Here is a 22,079-nt window from a genome sequence, read left to right as displayed (position 1 = left end):
GAACTAATTGGAACCATACCAACAGAAAATTAATTATTAGATAAAACTGCTTTTTTTGAAAATTGACTTACAATAAATAAATTGTATGTTTGTTTTCAAAAGCAGTTTTTTTTATTTTTAAAACAGGGTAATCCTACTATGAAAGATGCAACATTAAAACAAATTGCTACTCAGCTAGGAGTTTCTATAACGACCGTTTCCAAGGCTTTAAAAGGCTATCCTGATGTTAGTCAAAAAACTAAAAATGCAGTGATTGATTTAGCAAAAAAGCTAAACTACACCCCAAATAGTTTTGCGGTAAACCTAAGAACGAAAGAGTCTAAAACTATAGGACTAATAGTCCCTACCGTAGATTACAATTTCTTTTCAAAAGTTTTTGAAGGTGTCCTCGAAGAAGCCGAGAAAAGAAAATACTTAGTTATTATTTTACGCTCTAATGAAAAATTAGAAGTTGAAAAAAAGCAAATTGAACTTCTACTAAACAAAAGAGTAGATGGTATTTTAATGTCCCTTTCGAATGAAACAGGCGATTTTGATCACATTAATAATATTATCGCCCATAAAACTCCCCTAGTCCTTTTTGATAAAATTGCTAAATTAGTGAACTGTTCAAAAGTGATGATCAACGATCGAAAAGCTGCTTATGATGCCGTAACTTATCTGATACAAAAAGGGCACAAGAAAATTGCTCATTTTAGAGGTTCGTATATGCCCCAAAATTCGATTGATCGGTTTTTAGGCTATAATAAAGCATTAGAAGACAATAACATTCCCTATGATTCTAATCTGGTGTACCTGTGTGACAACAACACTGATTTTGAGGACGGCTATAATAATGCTCAAAAAGTAGTTGTTGATCATCCTGACTTGGATGCCATTTTTGCTATTACTGACTTAGTAGCAGTTGGCGCCATCAAATACTTAAACGACATTGGTATTCAAATTCCCAAACAAATAGCGGTATTTGGATTTTGCAACTCTTTTATGTCTGAAATAATCACTCCTAAACTAACCACAATTGACCAACCTGGATTTGAAATAGGCAAAAGAGCAGCTTCCATTTTATTTGATGAAATTGAATTAATAAGAAACAATGTTGCTTTTGAATTTCAATTAGTCGAATTAGAAACGGGCATTATTGAACGTGGCTCTGCTTAAATTACAACTTTGCTGAAATCAAACATTAAAAGAGTTTTTATTTTCAATTATCTTCGAAAAAGAGAACCTAATTAAGTCAATTTGATAAATATCATAAAACCATAATTGTTAACATAAAAATTAATACCTTGGTAACTATTATTTGTAGCTATAAATCTTACTGAAAACTCATTAAGAACAATGTGACACTCGTAAAACGGGAGATAAAAGACATTTCTACACTTTAACCCAAGAAATTTAGTTCATGAAAGACATCACTCTTAAAGAAATTGCGATCAAATTAGGTATTTCGATAACTACGGTGTCAAAAGCATTAAAGAACTATCCTGATGTTAGTCAAAAAACTAAAAGTGCAGTAATTGAACTTGCTCAAAAATTACATTATACCCCCAACAGTTTTGCGGTAAATTTAAGAACCAAAGAATCAAAAACAATTGGCTTAATAATTCCAGAAGTGATGCATCATTTTTTTTCTAATGTCATTAACGCAATCATTGACGAAGCAGAGAAAAACGGTTATCTCGTGATAATTTTACAATCGAATGAATCGTTAGCTTTAGAAAAAAAACAAGTTGAGTTACTTATCAATAAAAGAGTAGATGGCATTTTAATGTCTCTTTCTAATGAGTCCAACAATGATGAGCATATACAACAAATTGTAGATAGAAACATACCCTTTGTTATGTTTGACAAAATTTCAAAACTTTGCAAATGTTCGAAAGTCATTATTGACGATCAAAAAGCAGCGTTTAATGCAGTACAACATTTGATAGATAATGGATGCAAAAAAATTGTACATATTCGAGGCCCTTTAAATCCCCAAAATGCTATTGACAGATACATTGGTTACAAAAAAGCATTAGAAAAAAACAATATCCCATTTGACTCAAAACTGGTATATACTTGTGAAAATGTCACTTTCCAAGAAGGAATTGATTTTGCAAAGCAAATTATTGAAGAACATCCAGATGTAGATGGAATATTTGCAATTACAGATCTTGTTGCTGTAGGAGTACTTTCTTATTTTAACGATATTGGAATTAAAATCCCAGAACAAGTTGCAGTAATTGGTTTCAGCAATTGGTTTATGTCTCAGGTACTCACGCCAAAACTGAGTACAGTAGATCAACCTAGTCACGAAATGGGAGTAGAATCATTTAATCTACTATTAGAACAAATGAATTGTCATAAACTCGATCAACCCTTTGTGCCGAGAACGGTTTTACTAGAAACTGCTGTTATTGCTAGAGAATCATCTCTAAAATAATGCAACAACGCGTTACTTTAAAAACGCTATATTTCGATTCAACCCAGAAAATTTGGTTCTTTTTAGAGACGAGTCTTTGAATACAGCCCTAAAAGTATCTTCCGTGATTTCCTCCCAATCTTTCTTAGACATAGATAGCAATTCTGGATTCGCATTAAATAAAGGCTCACTGTGTGGTTTAGAGAATTTGTTCCAGGGGCAAACATCCTGGCATATATCACAACCAAAAGCCCAATCATCAAACTTCCCCTTCATCTCCTGCGGGATATTCTCTTTAAGCTCTATTGTAAAGTATGATATACACTTACTACCGTCCACTATATAAGGAGCCACTATAGCTTGTGTAGGACAGGAATCGATACAAGCCGTGCAAGTTCCACAATGATCTGTTGTTGCATTATCATACTCCAAATCTAAATCAATAATCAGTTCAGCTATAAAATAGAACGAACCTACTTTTTGAGTTAATAGGTTACTATTTTTTCCTATCCAACCCAAACCACTTTTGGCTGCCCAAGCTTTATCTAAAACTGGAGCCGAATCGACAAAAGCACGACCATAAACTTCTCCAATCTTATCTTGAATAGAAAACAGTAGTTCTTTAAGTTTATCCTTAATTACAAAATGATAATCAGTACCATACGCATATTTAGAAATCTTATAAGAATCTACAACTTGTGTGCTTTCAGGATAATAATTCAACAACAAAGAAATGACACTTTTGGCACCATCAACAAGTAGAGTTGGGTTTAAACGCTTATCAAAATTATTTTCCATGTAGGACATCTGCCCATTCTGATTATTATTCAACCAGTTTTCAAGCCTTGGTGCTTCTTGTTCAAGAAACCCAGCTTGCGATATACCACAAGACAAAAATCCGAGGCGTTTGGCTTCGGATTTAATAAATTGCGTGTATTTTGATTTCGAATTAATAGTACTTCATTTAAAAAAGAGAATGAATTTCAATTCTAAAATAATCCTCCTTGAATATTAGTATTGAGTCTCCCTAAATGCTTGTACGCTTTATCAGTTACTTCCCTACCTCTAGGTGTTCTCATAATAAACCCTTCCTGAATCAGGAATGGCTCATATACCTCTTCAATAGTTTCACTACTTTCTGATACGGCTGTCGCCAAAGTAGACAATCCAACAGGACCACCTTTAAACTTATCGATAATGGTAGTCAATATTTTATTATCCATTTCATCAAGACCATGAGCATCTACATTCAACGCCTTCAAAGCATATCTTGAAATCTCAATATCAATTGTACCATTTCCTTTTATTTGGGCAAAATCACGCACACGGCGCAGTAAAGCATTCGCAATACGAGGCGTTCCCCTACTTCTTCCCGCGATTTCAATTGCCGCTTCTAATGAAATTGGCATTTTAAGTATGGTTGCACTTCTCTCAACAATGGTTGTCAACAATTCAGTAGTATAATATTGAAGTCTCGATGCAATTCCAAAACGAGCACGCATTGGCGCTGTAAGAAGTCCCGAACGTGTTGTCGCACCAATTAAGGTGAACGGATTAAGATTGATTTGCACCGTCCTTGCATTTGGTCCTGATTCAATCATGATATCAATCTTGAAGTCTTCCATTGCAGAATACAAGTACTCTTCAACAATAGGGCTTAAACGATGAATTTCGTCTATAAATAATACATCTCTTTCTTCTAAGTTTGTTAATAGCCCCGCTAAATCACCGGGTTTATCCAAAACAGGACCCGAAGTAATTTTTATACCTACTTGCAGCTCATTAGCCAAAATATTTGCCAAAGTAGTTTTACCTAATCCTGGAGGACCATGAAACAACGTATGGTCTAAAGCTTCATTTCTCTGATTTGCCGCTTCAACAAAAACTTTAAGATTTTCCAATATTTGGTCTTGACCTGCAAAATCATCAAAAGATAATGGTCTAAGTTTTTTTTCGAGATCAAATTCTTCTGAATTATACCCGTTAGTTGTTGGATCTAAATTTTCATTCATGTAACAAAGATAAAATAAAGTATCAGTAAAATACAGCACTGATAAAAGAGTTTAGAAAAATAGATTGTAAATCACTATACGAGTAAAACTAAATAAGATCCATTACCAAAAATCAATAAAAAAAGCCCTTACTTTCGTAAAGGCTTCTTAAATATTTTAGTGATGTAAAACTTCTTCTCCTGGTTTCATTGGAACATTTTGAGGAACAAAATCTTCGTCGTGATTAGGGTTACTATAGTCATACGGCCAACGGTGAACTTCTGGAATTTCTCCAGGCCAGTTACCATGAATATGTTCCATAGGTGCTGTCCATTCAAGTGTATTTGATTTCCAAGGATTTTGAACAGATTTCTTTCCGTAAAAAATACTACTAAAGAAATTATATAAAAACACCAATTGAAAAGCTCCACCAACTAATGCGAAAGTTGTTATAAGAACATTTACGTTTTGTAAATCATCAAATAATGGAAAGTTTGTGTTTGTGTAATAACGTCTAGGCAATCCTGCTAATCCGATAAAGTGCATTGGAAAAAACACACCATAAGCACATATTGCAGTTACCCAGAAGTGAACATAACCTAAATTTTTATTAAGCATTCTTCCAAACATTCTAGGGAACCAGTGATAAATACCAGCAAACATTCCGTAAAGTGCAGATATACCCATCACCAAGTGAAAGTGAGCAACTACAAAATAAGTATCGTGAACATTAATATCAAGTGTACTATCTCCAAGAATAATTCCTGTTAAACCTCCTGTTATGAAAGTCGAAACTAATCCAATAGAAAACAACATTGCTGGATTTAACTGTAAGTTACCTTTCCAAAGCGTAGTTATGTAATTAAATGCTTTTACCGCTGAAGGTATCGCAATTAATAATGTTGTAAAAGTAAATACCGAACCTAGAAATGGATTCATTCCCGAGATAAACATATGGTGTCCCCAAACAATTGTAGATAAAAATGCAATCGCTATAATTGACATGATCATCGCTCTGTAACCAAAAATTGGTTTACGAGAATTCGTTGCAATTATTTCTGAAGTTATCCCTAAAGCAGGTAAAATGACGATATAAACTTCTGGATGTCCTAAAAACCAAAACAAGTGCTCAAAAAGAACTGGAGAACCACCTTGGTAATGTAAAACCTCACCAGCGATATAGATATCAGAAAGGAAGAAAGAGGTACCAAAACTTCTGTCAAAAATCAATAATAAAGCAGCAGACAATAAAACTGGAAATGAAACAACCCCAATAATTGCTGTTACAAAGAAAGCCCATATTGTAAGAGGCAATCTAGTCATTGACATTCCTTTAGTTCTTAAATTAATTACAGTAACTATATAATTTAGAGATCCCATTAATGAAGAAGCAATAAATATAGCCATTGAAACTAACCAAAGTGTCATACCCATTCCTGATCCACCAATAGCTTGTGGTAATGCACTTAAAGGAGGATAAATAGTCCAACCAGCATTAGCAGGTCCTGATTCAACAAACAAAGATGAAATCATGATTATACTTGATAAGAAGAATAACCAATAAGAAACCATATTCATAAACCCTGAAGCCATATCTCGTGCTCCAATTTGCAGCGGTATCAATAAATTACTAAATGTACCGGATAAAGCTGCTGTTAAGACAAAGAATACCATTATGGTACCGTGTATCGTGACAAGAGACAAATAAATATCATTCGTCATAATTCCATTTGGAGCCCATTTATCTCCAAGTAGCACATTAAAAATCTTAAACGATTCCTCTGGCCAAGCCAATTGCATTCTAAAAAGCAAAGACATACTCACCCCGATAATACCCATGACAATACCTGAGATCAAGTATTGCTTAGCAATCATTTTGTGATCAATACTAAAGATATATTTAGTAATGAAAGTATCTTTATGATGATGTTCGTGTTCGTGATCGTGTCCGTGATCGTGACCTTCTGCTGACATATATGTGTACTTTAAATATTCTTAATAATTATTTCATAGCTATTTTAGAAACAGCTACCGTATCTTTTGCTTTCAAACTATCGGTACTCATAGCGCCTTCAACAGGAGCCGGAGCCGTAGAAGCTTTAACTTGTGTTACTAAATTAGTTTGCTCTTTCAACCAAGCTTTATAATCTTCTGGTGTATCTACAATAATTTTCATTTGCATATTATAGTGAGATGCCCCACATATTTTGTTACAAAGAAGTAAATAATCAAAAGTATAAGGATCTAAAACAGTACCACCTTTAGCCACTAAATCAATAGATTTCTTAGCTCGAATAGCATTAATATTAGCTACTTTTTCAATCATATAAGGTAACTCTCTATATTCCGAAGTGGTATAAATTGGCTCAAAAGCAAATTCAGTAACCATTCCAGGTACACAGTTCATTTGTGCTCTAAAATAAGGCATGTAAGCTGAGTGCAATACATCTTGAGATCTCATCTTAAAATGAATTTTCTTTCCCTTTGGAATATGTAATTCTGAAACAACAATATCATCTTGTGCATAAGGATCAGACATATCTACACCTAAAACATTAACACCTTCAATATACCTAACATTTGCTTTTCCTAAAACATTGTCCTCTCCAGCTACTCTAGCAGTCCATTTGAACTGTTGAGCATACAATTCAACTACAATAGTATCCTCATCTTCATCAATAAACATAATGTTTGTCCAAGCGTACAAACCATAAAGAATCAATCCCGCCAATACAACCGCTGGAATTACACTCCATATTGCTTCTAACTTATTGTTATCAGCAAAATACAAAGCCTTTTGATCTTTTTTACCTCTATATTTAAAAGCAAAATAATGTAATAAAACTTGCGTTATTGCTTGAACAATAAAAATCAAAACCCATGTAATGTTCATTAGGTTATCAACTTGACCTCCATGCGCAGACGCAGGAGTATGAAGAACAAGAGGTCCCCAAGCAAACAAACCATATATTGAAAATATATATATGAAAGCTAAAAATCCAAACATTAAATAACCCTGTACATCATTATCATCATCTGACGCTACTTGCGAGCTATCTGAATCACAACCTACTTGAGTAAGGTCAAATATTTTAGTCAATTGCCATAAAGCAACAGCTAATAAAACTAAAACTATAATTACCAACAAACTTGTCATCTGTTTCTTTCTTTAAATATTAATAATGAAAATGTTTACTCTCTTCGATGTAAGGATTTCTTTTTGGTAACAAAGGTGATTTAGCCAATGCTGTAAAAACAACAAATATAAACAACCCTAGGAAGAAAAGAACAGAAGCAATTTCTGATATTCCAATAAACCATCTGTCTCCAACTGTACCAGGCATAATCATATTAAAGAAATCAATATAATGACCAGCTAATATTACAACACCTGCCATAACTAGTATCCAAGTGATTCTTTTGAAATCAGTATTTACTAAAATCAATATAGGGAATAAAAAGTTCATAACTATTGCACCAAAAAACGGCAAATTATACAACTCTATTCTTGTTATGAAATAAGTAATCTCTTCAGGTATATTTGCATACCAAATCAACATGAATTGAGAAAACCAAAGGTAAGTCCAGAAAACACTAAAACCAAACATAAATTTTGCTAAATCATGAATATGACTTGTGTTTACATGCTCTAAATATCCTCTTGATTTCAAGTATAAAGTAACCATTGCAATCATAGTAATTCCACTTACAAAGAAACTTGCAAATACATACCATCCAAATAATGTACTAAACCAGTGAGGATCTATAGACATAATCCAGTCCCATGACATTATTGATTCTGTAACAATAAAGAAAACTAAAAACCCAGCAGAGATATTAAAATTCTTCTTGTAGAAACTATCATCATTAGATTCATCTTGAGCCAAACAGTTTTTAGCAGAATAATATCTATATAAATTCCATCCAATTAAGAATATCGCAGCTCTTACAATCCAAAAAGGAAAATTCAAGTACCCAGATTTAGTAGCTATAAGTTTATCATGAGCAACAACTTCAGGATCTAACCAAATAAACAAATGATTAAAATGAAGACCACAAAGCACTAAAAAGATAAAGAATAGAACAGAACCAACTGGAAGGTAAGCCGTAATTCCTTGCATAACGCGGAATAATACTGGTGACCAACCTGCTTGCGCAACTTGTTGGATAGCATAAAACGCTAAAACTCCCATTGAAATAAGCATAAAGAAAATACATGCTACATATAATGCCGCCCATGGTTTATTTTGCAATTGATGCAAAACATGAGTTAAATGCTCTTCATGTTCAGCAGCTTCGCTAACTTCACTGTGATTCTCTACTGCAGCATGTGCTTCAGTAGGCTCAACAGCCGCAGCAACTTCATTATGACCTTCTACTACTGCGTGAGCTTCAGTAGCTTCAACAGCTGCCTCAACTTCTTTATGATCCGCCACTACTGTATCTGCTTCTTCAGCCTCAGCAGCAACTTCATGCTTAACTTCCCCATGTCCTCCATGGCTTTCAGAAGCAAGAATTTTTTCAACTTCTTGAATATCTTTTGGTGCAGTTAAAAAACCGTATCCAATTCCTAAAAGACCCACGGCCATTAAGATGATAGAAAAAGTTTTTAATTTACTTGAAAATGTATACATATCTATTACGATCAGTTTGTTCAACAATTATAATTGGCTTCTCAGTTTTAGAACATAGTCAGCAACTAACCAACGTTCATGGGCACTTAATTGATTAGCATGAGATCCCATTGCATTTAAACCATAAGTCACAACGTGAAAAACACTTCCTTCGGTGATAACTCTGTCTTTATAGCTAGGAACTCCAAGAAATTTCTCTCTTTCAACTAATTTTCCTTTTCCATTACCAGCAGCTCCGTGACAACTTATACAATAAATCTCATATAGTGCCTGTCCTTTATCAGAACTTCTATCCAAAGAATCGATTGGAGATTTAAGATTAGCTTTTGCTAGTTCGTACCCTTCCGGAGTGTTCTCATATTCATAAGGCACAAAACCTCTGTTTATGGTTCCATCGACTGGAAGTTGACCTTCTTTACCATTTTTGAATGCATTAGACTCTGAATAGGTTTCATAGCCCACTGATTCATACATATTAGGAAAGTACTGATAATTCGGTGCTGAATTATTATGGCAAGATGCTACTAAAATAGTAATGCCAAATAATAGTGTTATTTTGTATACCCTTTTCATATCTAAATTAATGCTTTTCTATTACTTTAACTTCTACGGCTCCCGTATTCTTAAAAAAAGAAACTAATTCTTCTTCATTATTATTTACGGCTACTTCCATTAAGAAGTGATCATCTGTTGTTCTTACATCAGGATTTTCAGCTTGTTTGAAAGGCCATAATTTACTTCTCATATAAAAAGTAATTACCATTAAATGCGCTGCAAAAAATACAGTCATCTCAAACATAATAGGCACAAATGCCGGCATGTTTTCAATGTAACTGAAACTTGGTTTACCACCAATATCTTGTGGCCAATCCTGAATCATTACAAAGTTCATCATCCATGTGGCAAACGAAATACCTATACAACCGTATATGAATGCACAAATAGCTAATCTCGTAGGCGCAAGTCCCATTGCTTTATCCAAACCGTGAACCGGAAATGGAGTAAAAACTTCTTCAATATGATGATGAGCTGCTCTGGTTTGTTTAACCGCATCCATCAATATATCATCGTCATTATAAATGGCGTATATTACTTTATTACTCATGATGTGAATCTTTATTTGCTGCTCTTTCTCTTATGTAATTATCTCCTGTTCCTTTCAATATCGTTTTAACCTCTGCTTGTGCAATTACAGGAAAAGTTCTAGAGTATAATAAAAACAATACAAAGAAGAAACCAATTGTTCCTATAAAAATTCCTATATCAACAAACGTTGGTGAAAACATTGTCCATGATGAAGGTAAATAATCCCTATGTAAAGAAGTAACAATAATTACAAATCTTTCAAACCACATTCCAATATTTACTACAATAGATATAATAAATGAGAACATAATACTAGTTCTTAATTTTTTAAACCACATGAACTGAGGAGAAAACACATTACAAGTCATCATTGACCAATAAGCCCACCAGTAAGGTCCAGTTGCTCTATTCAAGAAAGCATATTGCTCATACTCTACTCCTGAATACCAAGCGATAAACAACTCAGTAATATAAGCAACACCTACAATAGAACCAGTAATCATGATTACTATATTCATCAATTCGATGTGCTGAAGAGTAATATAAGCCTCAAGATTAGATACTTTTCTCATAATGATAAGTAACGTATTTACCATCGCAAACCCAGAGAATACAGCACCCGCCACAAAATACGGAGGGAAAATCGTAGTATGCCATCCCGGTATTACAGAGGTAGCAAAATCCATCGATACAATAGTATGCACAGAAAGTACAAGAGGCGTTGCTAATCCAGCAAGAACTAAAGATACTTCTTCAAAACGTTGCCAGTCTTTTGCTCTACCACTCCATCCAAAACTTAGAATAGAATAAACTCTTTTATTAAAAGGAGTTATCGCTCTATCTCTTAACATAGCGAAATCAGGTAACAATCCAGTCCACCAGAAAACTAATGATACCGATAAGTAAGTAGAAATTGCAAATACATCCCAAAGTAAAGGTGAATTGAAATTTACCCATAAAGATCCAAATTGATTCGGTATTGGTAAAACCCAAAACGCTAACCATGGACGACCCATATGTATAATTGGAAATAAACCCGCTTGGATAACGGAGAAAATTGTCATTGCTTCTGCAGAACGGTTAATAGCCATCCTCCATCGTTGACGGAATAATAATAATACCGCGGAAATTAATGTTCCTGCATGACCAATACCAACCCACCAAACGAAGTTTGTGATATCCCATGCCCAACCAACTGTTTTATTTAATCCCCATGTTCCAATTCCTGTAGATACGGTGTAAATTATACAGCCTATTCCCCAAAGGAAAGCTGTTAATGCGATTGAAAATACAATCCACCAATGTTTGTTCGCTTTACCTTCAACAGGCGCAGCTACATCAACTGTTACGTCGTGATAAGATTTATCACCTATAACTAAAGGTTTTCTAATGGTTGCTTCGTAGTGAGACGACATAATCCTTTATCTTGTTTCTTAATTAATAATTTTTTGTACTAAGTATTTCTAACTTTAACGTGATAAATCACATTAGGCTTTGTTCCAACATGCTCTAGCAAATGATACATTCTTTCATCTTCTGCTAATTTAGTGATTTGACTTTCTTTATCATTAACATCTCCAAAAGCCATTGCTCCGTTAGAACAAGCATTTGAACATGCAGTTTGAAATTCTCCATCAACTACTTCTCTTCCTTCTCTTTTCGCATTTAAAATAGTCGCTTGTGTCATTTGAATACACATTGAACATTTTTCCATAACTCCACGAGAACGAACATTCACATCAGGATTTAAAACCATACGCCCTAAATCATCATTCATATGATAATCAAATTCACTGTTTTTGTTATACAAGAACCAGTTAAAACGACGTACTTTATACGGACAGTTGTTAGCACAGTAACGAGTACCAACACATCTGTTATAAGCCATATGATTTTGACCTTGACGACTATGTGATGTTGCCGCTACCGGACAAACTGTTTCACAAGGTGCATGATTACAATGCTGACACATTACAGGTTGAAATGAAACTTGAGGATTATCTCCTGCTTTTTCCATCTCGTTAAATGTAGACAATGAACTTGACAAACCAGAAATACTTTCTTTTCTTTCGTTATCACCTTCAAAAGTACTTTCAGAAGAATAATATCTGTCAATACGCAACCAGTGCATATCACGACTTCTTCTAATTTCAGACTTCCCTACTACAGGTACATTGTTTTCTGCGTGACAAGCAATTACACAAGCTCCACAACCAGTACAAGCATTTAAGTCAATAGAAAGATTAAAGTGATGCCCAACTGAGCGATCAAATGACGTCCATAAATCAACTGTAGTAGCTTCTACTTCTTCATGGTTCAAAGATACCATTGGAACTTCGTTCCAAACCTTAGCATCCTTAGTATTAAATATCTCCAAAGTAGTTTCTTTGATGATATCCCCTCTACCCATTAATGTTTTTTGACCTTGAACACAAGCAAACTCGTGATCTCCGCTAGCCTTTTCTAATGTTACAGATTGTACATCATTAAAGTCTTTATATATAGAGTAAGCATTTATACCTACTTGCATTTCTTCTTTCAAAGCCGCTTTACGACCATATCCTAAAGCTAATCCAATAGTACCAACAGCCTGACCTGGCTGAACGATTACTGGAACATTTTCTAATTTCACACCATCAACGGTAGTAATAGTAGCATAACTTCCGTTAAGACCACCATTAGCAACGATTTCATTAGACATCGTTAACGCTTTAGCATCTGCATTTGAAACAGTAACATAATTATCCCAAGAAACTCTTGTGATAGGATCTGGAAACTCTTGCAACCAAGGATTGTTAGCCTGTTGACCATCACCCATACCAGTTTTAGTATACAAAACTAACTCAAAACCTGCAACAGCTTTAGATTTCGCTAATGCACTTGCAGCAGCACTAAAATCGGCAGATCCTCCAGACACTGACTGAGCAGCACCAACAAAAACACCATCATGTAATATTTTATTCCAAGTAGCACCCGAAACAATTGAAGATGAATTTGCTTTTATATAATCGTAATATGTTCCAGACATTCCATTTAAAGACATTAAAACATCTTGAAATTGTTTTGTATCGAACAAAGGACGAATTGTAGGCTGAGTTAAACTGTACGTTCCTTTAGTAAGACTCAAATCACCCCAAGCTTCTAAATAATGAGGCACTGGAGCAGCGATCGTACTAAGTAAAGCTGTTTCATCTTCTTTTAAAGTTAAAGAAACAGATGTAGTAACTTTTTTAAGCCCTTCAGCAAAAGAAGCTGAATCTGCTAAAGTATAAACTGGGTTAACACCACTCATTATCAAAGTATGAACGCTTCCAGCCTTCATATCCTTAACTAATTGAGCCACTTTTTCGTTTGATCCTTTTCTTATTTGTCTTGTACCAGTAGTACTAAACGCTTCACTAGCCAAAACTTGGTTAATCGCCAAAACTAATAACTGAGCATTTTTATCCTGAATACCAGAAACCAATACTCCTTTTGAACCAGCTGACTTTAATTGCTGCGCCGCTTTTGTTACTTCAGATTTAAACTTCTCTTCTAAACTAACAGCAACAGCAGAACCAGTTACTATATTATATATATGTACTAAAGCCTGTTTTTGATTTGCAGTAGACATCGGTAAACGTTTATCAGCAGCAGCACCAGACAAAGTCATATTTGCTTCTAATTGAAAGTGACGCGACATTTTTCCGTTTTTAGGAACTCTACCTTGAGTATAACCTGAATCATACCCGCCACCTTGCCAATCTCCAAGGAAATCTGCTCCTACAGAAACTATTAGCGAAGCTTTTGAAAAATCATAATCAACTAAAGCTCTTTCACCATAAACAGTTTCAAAAGCATCTAAAGCTTCAGATGAAGAAACAGCATCATAAACGATATGTTTCGCATTTGGATTTGAAGCAATAAATTGACCGATTAACTTCTCAGTAGACGGACTAGCCAAAGTATTAGTCAACAACACTACTTGTCCTCCTTTAGCTTTAGCATCAACTATACTTGATTTAATTTTTGAATCTACAGCTGACCACGTTGAATCTTTACCACCAATTTTTGGTTCTTTCAAACGCATGTTATCATACAACGACAATATCGACGCATGAATTCTTGCATTAGCAGTAAATTTAGCTCCTGAAATAGTATTATTATCTATTTTAATAGGACGCCCTTCACGAGTTTTAACAAGTAGGTTTGCAAAATCAAAACCATCAAAAACAGAAGTAGCATAATAATCCGCTACTCCAGGAATGATTTGTTCTGGCTGCAATACATAAGGAATCGACTTGTTAACCGGACCTTCACATGCAGCAAGCGTAGCCGCTGCAGTACTGAATCCAACGTACTTTAAAAAGTCACGACGTGATGTTGAAGAAGACATTGCCTCTTTACTTCCTAAAAATTCATCAGTAGGAATTGCTTCAACAAATTCGTTATTTCTAAGCGCCTCAACAATAGAACCGTTTTCTAGTTCTTCAACACTTTTCCAGTATTTTTTGTTTGATGACATTGTATATAAATATTAAAATCTTAATAATTTGATTAATAGTGACATTTACCACATTCTAATCCACCCATTTGCGCTGCAGTCAATTTGTCAACACCGTATTTTTTAGAAAGTTCTTCATGAATTTTTGTATAATATTCATTCCCTTCCATTTTAACATCGGTTTTTCTATGACAGTTAATACACCAGCCCATTGTTAATGGAGCAAATTGCTTTTGAATCTCATATGTTTCAACAGGACCGTGACATGTCTGACATTCAATTCCAGCAACAGTTACGTGCTGAGAGTGATTGAAATAAACAAAATCAGGTAAATTATGAATACGAACCCATTTTACAGGTTGCGATTTTCCAGTATAAGACTGAGTAGATTTATCCCAACCAACTGCAGTATATAATTTTTGGATTTGCTCGTCGTAGAATGCCTTGCTGTATTCTGGAGTAGCAGTACTTTCAGCAACTTCAGCAATGTTTTTATGACAGTTCATACAAACATTCAAAGAAGGAATCCCCGCATTTTTACTAACTCTAGCTGCAGAGTGACAATATTTACAATTAATCTCATTATCACCAGCGTGAATTTTATGAGAATAATGAATTGGCTGAATTGGCTCGTAGTTTTGATCAACACCCACTTGCATTAAGAACCCATAAACAAAATAGGCACTAGCCAACAATAAAAATATCGAAGTCACCAACACTAGGAATTGATTTTTAGCAAATGCTTTCCAAATTGGAGTAGTAGGAGTTTTAGAAGCTACCTCTATACCATTTGCTTTAGCTACTTTCCTTAAAACATTATTCACCAAGAACAACATAACAACTAACATAGCCATAACAAGAGCAAGAGCACCTAAAATTACACTATTAGATATCCCGCCTTGATCAGAACTTCCAGCTACCGCAGTACCAGGAACTGGTGCAGGAGCTTCTGCTTTCACTTCAGAAGTATAAGCAATAATACTGTCAATATCTCCTTCAGAGAGCGCAGGAAAAGCTGTCATTGGAACCTTATTGTTCTCTTCAAAAACTTTTACAGCTGCAGCATCACCTGATTTTATCAAGTCAGCGCTATTATGCACCCACTTGTAAATCCATGCCATATCATGCTTCTGAGCAATACCCCTAAGAGCAGGACCAGTTGATTTAGCGTCAAGCTTATGACAAGCAGCACAATTTGAATTAAAAAGTTCTTTACCCTTTACCGGGTCACCACCTTGAGCAGCTACTGGAGCTTCAGTTGCGGCTGCTGGAGTAGCATCTTGCGCAAATGAAGTTAAGGAAAACGTTAGCATTAAAGCTAAGCTTAAAAATAGTTTCCTTGAGTTCGAATTATGGTTACCCACCTTTTTCATAAAGTATAATGATTATCTACTAAAAATTGGCACAGTTTTCTCTATAAACACTTATATAAAAACTGTTCCTTTATTATAAACTTCGACAAAAATACGACTTATGAACTATTCTCAAAACCTTAAAATAATCTTAATTTCAATTTATAACTATTCTAAATAATAATTATGCTTTACATTCATTCATTAAATACTATTTTTGCCTAAAAACCACTACGTTATGAGAATATTAACAATAAAAAATATCTTTTATTACTCCCTTATACTGAGTATACTATCCAGTAATTTAAAAGCACAAGACCGCAACTTAACTATTACTCAAGATCCGAAATTTGAGCAACTTCTAAACGAAAAACGAAAAACTAACGCCTCAATAACTGTAAATGAGCGTTATAAAATTCAAGTTTTTAGCGGAGACGGCGAAAAAGCAAAAAAGATACTAAACGACTGCAAACAAGATTTTACAGATCTTGACGGCACTATAGTATTCAACACTCCAAACTATAAAGTTTGGGTTGGTAATTTCAGAACTAAAATAGAAGCGGAACGCAATTTAATTGATATTCGTCGAAAGTACGAAAACGCCTATTTAATAAAGCCACAGAAATAAAAAAACAAGAAAACTGACTTCTTAAAACAGTTACAACAGTTCTATAAACGACTAAAACCACTCGATTTGAGTGGTTTTAGTCGTTTATTTCGTTTGTATTACGTCTGTACGAGGGAACAAATTACGAATCAGTACTATCGTTGTCGACATATCAGCGCGATTGATGTTAACTTACCGCCTTGCAAACGCTACTATTTGCCTTTTCAATTCAAATAGGTACTCGACGCAGTCAACCACCAGATACGAAGACAAACGAGCACCAGTTGGGTCTTGACGGCACTATAGTATTCAACACTCCAAACTATAAAGTTTGGGTTGGTAATTTCAGAACTAAAATAGAAGCGAAACGCAATTTAATTGATATTCGTCGAAAGTACGAAGACGCCTATTTAATAAAGCCACAGAAATAAAAAAAACAAGAAAACTGACTTCTTAAAACAGTTACAACAGTTCTGTAAAAGACTAAAACCACTCGATTTGAGTGGTTTTAGTCTTTTATTTCGTTTGTATTACGTCTGTACGAGGGCACAGATTGCAAATCAGCGCTATCGTTGTCGCCATATCCGCACGATTGATGTTAACTTACCGCGTTGCAAACGCTACTATTTGCCTTTTCAATTCAAATAGGTACTCGACGCAGTCAAACACCAGATACGAAGACAAACGAGCACCAATTGTTTTTTATGGAATACTTCAGGGAGCTAGTTAGAAAAACAATTACTACTATTCCTACTCTTGATATTTATAATTTTTAAAATCCACACCAATTTTCTCTAGTTTTTTGATGAGTATTTGTGTTTTGATATAGCCTTCAGAATCGATTTCATATTTAAAATATTGCCGGATAAAATCTTGTATATATTTTTGTTTTCCATTTTTAGATATATATAGTGGTTCGTGCACTCTAATTTCAAGACTATCAATAAAATAATACATGTTTTCAAATTTTCCGCTATATAAAACATGTCCAAAGGGCAACTCACCATTAACTCTTTTATTATAATCGGCCCCATTTTTTATCAATAATTTTATTATCTCTAAATCCAAACTTGAAGCTTCAATAATTGGTGATCCAGCAAGGTGATGAATTTGATTTTTATCTTCAAAATCATTATCTATCGTATAATTGACATCGGCGCCATATTTAATTAATAATCCGGCATAACGGGTGTCGGTTTTCCAAGGCTGTTTTCCATCTCCGTAAAAAACTTTACACGCATTCATCAAGGCACTTCTTTTACCATACTTTTGTTTTGCATTTGCATTTGCTCCAAGTTCAAGAATTTTTTTTAATGATTCTATCTTTTCTACATCAATACATAAATCTAGAATTGTAGCACCTTCTGGTGAAGTAGAAAAAGAATTTAAAAGATTTGGGGTTCCTTTTACCAAAACTTCTATCTTTCTCAAGTCAGCGTTATCAATTGCTTTTGCTAGTTCGTACGCTTCTGTTCCTTTGTAATAATTTACATAACGGTTATCTTGACCACAACTTGTTATACTAAAAAGGACACAAATATAAAACAAGGCTTTTTTTTGATTAATTTTCATAGTTAGTTACTTACAGATTGCATAGATAGCTCAAGGTTCTTTAGGCAGTATTAATAATAAAGATAGGTTTATAGGTAACGACCTGCTGTGGGCGCGAAGTAAGGAGACATTCGCACGCATCCCGACTTTTAAGAACGTCTTTTGTTAATTAATTAGAACTCTTCGAATAGCCGGTGATGCGAATGTTTGTGAGTACAAGCGGGACGCTTGCACCAGCATGGAATTTCAAATCTACGTTATCGTTGTCGGCATATCCGCGCGATCTGGTATTTTTTGTTCTTAATTTCAATAAATATATAATTAAGATTTCATAATTTTATATATCCACAAAAGAATTCCAGCAACTAAAATCGCTGTTAGCCTATTTGAATAAGATTTTTCAACAGAGTCTCTTTCTTCCCACTTCATCAATTTTACTTTAAAAAAAAAGAGATATAATATTAATAGTATTATCAATACGATTAAAAAAATATAATCACTCATAATCAGTTATTTTCTAGATTGTCCTATTTTTGTTTGTCTCATTAAATCTAAAGACTTATCTACTGCCTTTGTTTGTATATTCAGAAGCTTTTTAACTATAGGAACTCCTAAAGAATTGAAAGAAGCACCTCCTCCCTCATGAATAATTTTCATTACCGCCTTAGCAGCAAATTTCTCGACTCTCAAATTCCCATTATTTGCGTTAGTAGCTAAATCCAAAATTACACTACTAGTTGACATATAACCACCATAAGTTAATAATCCTAGATCATATCCCTAGAGGGTCAACAAAATATACTGCCTTATTAAGAGCGTAAGAATACGGTAAAAAACGTCGTGAAGTTCCGATAACGGGTCAACATTCATCCAACGTCTTAAAGCAGCATCGTTATTTCTCACCCCATAGTTTTAGAAGTTAAGTCCCAGCTCCTCCTACAATTTTTTATTACTATACTTGTAAATATATAACAAAAAAAAATCCCGACGAATCGGGATTTTTTTAATATGTAGAAAATTAAATTTTATTTCAATTTCTTTTTGATTGCTACCTCATGGTATGCTTCAATAACATCTCTTTCTTCAATGTCATTGTATCCTTTAATTTGGATACCACAATCATATCCTTTAGCTACTTCTTTAACATCGTCCTTGAAACGTTTCAAAGCACTAAGCTCACCTGCATGAACCACAACACCTTCACGAATAATTCTGATCTTAGCATTTCTAGCTATTTTACCATCCATAACCATACAACCTGCAATAGATCCAACTTTAGAGATTTTAAATATCTCTCTAATTTCAGCAGTACCCAGAACTTCTTCCTTCATCTCAGGAGCAAGCATTCCTTCCATTGCATCTTTCAAGTCATCGATTGCTGCATAGATAATAGAGTAGTAACGGATATCGATTTCTTCTTTATCAGCAAGTTGTCTCGCATTACCTGCAGGACGAACGTTAAATCCGATAATGATTGCATCTGAAGCAGAAGCCAACATAACGTCAGTTTCAGTAATCGCTCCAACACCTTTATGTATAATGTTAATTTGAATTTCTTCAGTAGATAATTTAGAGAACGAATCAGACAATGCTTCAACAGAACCATCAACATCTCCTTTAAGGATTACGTTCAATTCTTTAAATTGACCTAATGCAATTCTACGTCCAATTTCATCCAATGTAATATGACGTTGTGTACGAACTGATTGTTCACGCATCAATTGAGAACGTTTTGATGCAATTTGTTTTGCTTCTTTTTCGTCTTCAAAAATATTGAACTTGTCACCAGCTGTTGCCGCACCATCTAGACCTAATACAGATACTGGAGTAGAAGGACCTGCTACAGTAACAATATTACCTCTTTCATCATGCATGGCTTTAATTTTACCATGATGCTTACCAGCTAACATATAATCCCCAACCTTAAGAGTACCATGTTGTACTAATATAGTAGATACATATCCTTTTCCTTTATCTAAAAAGGCTTCAACAACAGTTCCTTGAGCCGCTTTATTTGGATTCGATTTCAAATCTAAAACTTCAGCTTCTAGTAAAACTTTTTCCAATAATTCTTTTACACCTGTTCCTACTTTTGCAGAGATATCATGAGATTGGAATTTACCACCCCAGTCTTCTACAAGTAAATTCATACCTGCTAATTTCTCCTTAATTTTTTCAGGATTTGCATTTGGCTTATCGACCTTATTGATTGCAAATATAATTGGCACACCTGCTGCTTGAGCATGGCTTATCGCCTCTTTTGTTTGTGGCATGATATCATCATCTGCAGCAATTACAATAATAGCAATATCTGTCACTTGAGCACCACGTGCACGCATAGCGGTAAACGCCTCGTGACCCGGTGTATCTAAGAAAGCAATTTTTTGACCATTATCTAAAGTTACTCCGTATGCACCAATATGCTGTGTAATACCTCCAGATTCACCAGCGATAACATTTTCCTTACGAATATAATCCAGTAACGATGTTTTACCGTGATCGACGTGACCCATTACAGTAACGATAGGCGCTCTGAAAACTAAATCTTCTTCTTTATCTTCAACAACTGCTATAGCTTCTTCAATATCAACAGTTATGAATTCAACTTCATAACCAAATTCATCAGCAACAATTGTCAATGTTTCTGCATCAAGACGCTGATTCATGGTAACCATGATTCCAAGCGACATACAAGTACCAATAACTTTAGTAATTGGCACATCCATCATGATCGCAATTTCACCAACAGTTACGAACTCAGTAACCTTAATGGTTTTACTTCCTTCGTCAATTGCTCTTTGCTCTTCATCAGATTTTTGACGGTGCGTATCTCTTTTGTCTCTTCTGTATTTAGCCGCTTTAGATTTCCCTCCTTTTTTACCTTGAAGTTTCTCTAAAGTTTCACGAATTTGGTTTTTTACTTCCTCTTCTGTAGGCTCAACTTTTGCTACAATAGCCGGTCTGTTTCCTCTTACAAATCCAGGTCTTGAACTTCTATTCGCATTAAAACCACCACCACCAACATTTGGTGTAATCTTATTAGGATTTGGTGCACCAGGAACTCCAGGAGGTCTCGGCGTGCCCGGTTTAGGAGCAATTCTTTTACGTTTATTTTTATTAGCCGCTCCAGCAGCACCGGCTGCGCCTGGCTTATTTGGAGTGATTTTAGGCTCTTCTTTTTTCTTTTTCGGTTTATTAAACTGAGACAAATCAATTGTTTGTCCTGTTAATTTTGTCCCCGATAATTTCTGATATTGAGTTGTAATAGCTTCCTCAACTGGAGCTTCGTCCGTTTTTGGAGCCACTTTTTCTTCCGAAACAACAACTTTTTTCTCTTCTTTTACTGGTTCCTTAACCGGTTCTTTAGTTTCGACAACAGGTTTCACCTCTTTTTTGTCTACAACTACTTTCTCCTGAACCACTTCTTTTTCAACTGGTTTTTCTGTCGAAGTTTTAGCTTTAGGTGCTTCAATTTTTTCAGCAACAACAGGAGGCGCCGGAGGAGTTGGCGTAACTGGCGCTGGAACAGCGGCAGCAGCTTTTTTAGGATTAAGATCAATTTTCCCTACTTGAACAGGTCCCGCTATAACAGCTCTCGCTTTTATAACTTCTTGTTGTTGTTTAAGAATCTCTTCATCATGCTTACGCTTATCTTCGATTTCTTTCTCTCTCTCAACACGTAAAGCCTCTTTCTCTTTCCTTTTCTCTTCTCCTACTTCTTTTGAAGCCTCTTTTTTACCTCTGTCACCCGCAAATTGACCGCACAAGACATTGTATACATCATCAGAAATTTTTGTGTTTGGATTTGCTTCAATAGCAATCCCTTTATCTTTTAGATAATCCACAGCTCTTTCCAAAGAAATATTCAATTCCCTTAAAACTTTGTTTATTCTAATAATTCTCTCTTCAGACATAAAACCTTTTTATTATTACCTTTTTTGTTATTCCTCGCTTTACTCCCAACTCGATAT

The 22,079-nt window shown here is 34.7% G+C and carries 17 protein-coding genes; 4 read left to right on the top strand and 13 right to left on the bottom strand.

Annotated elements, in window-relative coordinates:
* The first annotated feature begins 138 nt into the window (after positions 1–138).
* Both BLV35_RS00605 and BLV35_RS00600 read left to right on the top strand, forming a co-directional pair.
* On the top strand, positions 139–1,158 hold the full coding sequence (locus BLV35_RS00605) for a LacI family DNA-binding transcriptional regulator (RefSeq protein WP_091083183.1): 1,020 nt from the start codon (positions 139–141) through the stop codon (positions 1,156–1,158).
* Between the two features lie 244 nt (positions 1,159–1,402).
* A complete protein-coding gene (locus BLV35_RS00600) occupies positions 1,403–2,425 on the top strand; it encodes a LacI family DNA-binding transcriptional regulator (protein ID WP_091083179.1) in 1,023 nt (340 codons plus the stop codon).
* Positions 2,426–2,437: 12 nt separating this feature from the next.
* Here the strand turns inward: BLV35_RS00600 and queG are convergent, their stop codons facing one another.
* The 10 genes from queG to BLV35_RS00550 form a co-directional block, all read right to left on the bottom strand.
* Complete coding sequence (queG, locus tag BLV35_RS00595) at positions 2,438–3,358, bottom strand: tRNA epoxyqueuosine(34) reductase QueG (RefSeq protein ID WP_091083176.1); 921 nt, start codon at positions 3,356–3,358, stop codon at positions 2,438–2,440.
* A gap of 35 nt (positions 3,359–3,393) precedes the next feature.
* Positions 3,394–4,416 carry a Holliday junction branch migration DNA helicase RuvB gene (gene ruvB / locus BLV35_RS00590; RefSeq protein WP_091083174.1) on the bottom strand — a complete coding sequence of 341 codons (1,023 nt, stop codon included), beginning with the start codon at positions 4,414–4,416 and terminating at the stop codon, positions 3,394–3,396.
* Positions 4,417–4,572: 156 nt separating this feature from the next.
* Entirely contained in the window at positions 4,573–6,369 is a 1,797-nt protein-coding gene (locus tag BLV35_RS00585) for a cytochrome c oxidase subunit I (protein WP_091083170.1), read from the bottom strand.
* Between the two features lie 28 nt (positions 6,370–6,397).
* Positions 6,398–7,552, bottom strand: coding sequence for a cytochrome c oxidase subunit II (locus tag BLV35_RS00580; protein WP_091083167.1), 1,155 nt, complete (start codon positions 7,550–7,552; stop codon positions 6,398–6,400).
* 19 nt (positions 7,553–7,571) lie between these two features.
* Positions 7,572–9,029 (bottom strand): cation-translocating P-type ATPase, encoded by a 1,458-nt coding sequence (locus BLV35_RS00575; protein WP_091083164.1) that lies wholly within the window; start codon positions 9,027–9,029, stop codon positions 7,572–7,574.
* A 27-nt stretch (positions 9,030–9,056) separates the two neighbouring features.
* Complete coding sequence (locus BLV35_RS00570) at positions 9,057–9,602, bottom strand: c-type cytochrome (RefSeq protein WP_091083161.1); 546 nt, start codon at positions 9,600–9,602, stop codon at positions 9,057–9,059.
* A gap of 7 nt (positions 9,603–9,609) precedes the next feature.
* A complete protein-coding gene (locus BLV35_RS00565) occupies positions 9,610–10,134 on the bottom strand; it encodes a DUF3341 domain-containing protein (RefSeq protein WP_091083157.1) in 525 nt (174 codons plus the stop codon).
* A complete protein-coding gene (gene nrfD / locus BLV35_RS00560; RefSeq protein WP_091083154.1) occupies positions 10,127–11,530 on the bottom strand; it encodes an NrfD/PsrC family molybdoenzyme membrane anchor subunit in 1,404 nt (467 codons plus the stop codon). The genes BLV35_RS00565 and nrfD overlap by 8 nt, the downstream gene beginning before the upstream one ends.
* Positions 11,531–11,568: 38 nt before the next feature.
* Positions 11,569–14,619: a TAT-variant-translocated molybdopterin oxidoreductase gene (locus BLV35_RS00555; protein WP_091083151.1), complete on the bottom strand. Its 3,051-nt coding sequence runs from the start codon at positions 14,617–14,619 to the stop codon at positions 11,569–11,571.
* A gap of 32 nt (positions 14,620–14,651) precedes the next feature.
* Positions 14,652–15,971, bottom strand: a complete 1,320-nt coding sequence (locus BLV35_RS00550) for a cytochrome c3 family protein (RefSeq protein ID WP_091083149.1) — start codon at positions 15,969–15,971, stop codon at positions 14,652–14,654.
* Positions 15,972–16,188: 217 nt separating this feature from the next.
* Between BLV35_RS00550 and BLV35_RS00545 the strand changes: the two genes are divergently transcribed.
* Positions 16,189–16,578 carry a sporulation protein gene (locus BLV35_RS00545; RefSeq protein ID WP_091083146.1) on the top strand — a complete coding sequence of 130 codons (390 nt, stop codon included), beginning with the start codon at positions 16,189–16,191 and terminating at the stop codon, positions 16,576–16,578.
* Between the two features lie 179 nt (positions 16,579–16,757).
* A complete protein-coding gene (locus BLV35_RS19685) occupies positions 16,758–16,988 on the top strand; it encodes a hypothetical protein (RefSeq protein WP_317040144.1) in 231 nt (76 codons plus the stop codon).
* Positions 16,989–17,307: 319 nt separating this feature from the next.
* Here BLV35_RS19685 and BLV35_RS00535 read toward each other — a convergent pair whose 3' ends face one another.
* The 3 genes from BLV35_RS00535 to infB form a co-directional block, all read right to left on the bottom strand.
* Entirely contained in the window at positions 17,308–18,129 is an 822-nt protein-coding gene (locus BLV35_RS00535; protein WP_091083142.1) for an ankyrin repeat domain-containing protein, read from the bottom strand.
* A gap of 489 nt (positions 18,130–18,618) precedes the next feature.
* On the bottom strand, positions 18,619–18,852 hold the full coding sequence (locus BLV35_RS00530) for a hypothetical protein (RefSeq protein WP_091083139.1): 234 nt from the start codon (positions 18,850–18,852) through the stop codon (positions 18,619–18,621).
* 281 nt (positions 18,853–19,133) lie between these two features.
* Entirely contained in the window at positions 19,134–22,022 is a 2,889-nt protein-coding gene (gene infB / locus BLV35_RS00525) for a translation initiation factor IF-2 (RefSeq protein ID WP_091083136.1), read from the bottom strand.
* Between the last annotated feature and the right edge of the window lie 57 nt (positions 22,023–22,079).

The organism is Flavobacterium gillisiae (genome assembly GCF_900107635.1).
GTDB lineage: Bacteria > Bacteroidota > Bacteroidia > Flavobacteriales > Flavobacteriaceae > Flavobacterium > Flavobacterium gillisiae.
The sequence above is the reverse complement of the archived record's forward strand: the minus strand, read 5'-3'. Positions and strand labels throughout refer to the sequence as shown.